Here is a 567-nt window from a genome sequence, read left to right as displayed (position 1 = left end):
TAGCCGACCGGAATTTGCAGCGCCTGGTTGGCGATCGATTTCGCGGTATCGACCAGCTTCTGCAAGGAGGTGATGCCGGTATTGGCTGCCTGCAGCACCTGCACGCCGTTGCCAATGCCATCGAGCAGGGCGTTGATGTCGCCGGCGCGGCTGTCGAGCCCTGCTGCCGTGAAGAAATTCGTGGGGTTGTCGAGGGCAGTGTTGACCTTCTTGCCCGTCGCAAGACGGTTCTGCGTCGTGGACAAGAGGTCCGCGGTCGACTGCAACGACAGCAGGTTCTGGCGAACCGAAGCCGATAGAACGATGCCTGACATATGGAAACCTTCCTGTTCCCCGCGCAGTCGACCTTCAGGTCGCGCAAGCGCATGGTGCATCTGACGAGACCCGTCTCGCCGCGATGCTGTCGGTTGAATTTGACGCCCTTCTGGAAGAGGAATCTCGGTCCGCCTTGCGGCGATGCCCGGATTAACGCGGCCGATTCTCGGCCTACCTTCTTCCTACTCAGGCCGAATATGACCGACGACCATTTAAGATATGGTTAACAGCGGATTAAGGCTTTCGTAAAAC

Annotated in this window: 1 protein-coding gene; it reads right to left on the bottom strand. The window is 58.6% G+C overall.

The annotated features are described in order from the left end of the window. The coding region (locus tag AC1DU6_RS35205; protein WP_477863204.1) for a flagellin N-terminal helical domain-containing protein at positions 1 to 314 on the bottom strand (314 nt) is incomplete at its 3' end. Positions 315 to 567 lie beyond the last annotated feature (253 nt).

This window comes from Roseateles sp. P5_B10 (assembly GCF_056400485.1).
Note: the sequence above shows the minus strand (reverse complement) of the source record. Positions and strands in the feature narration are given on the sequence as shown.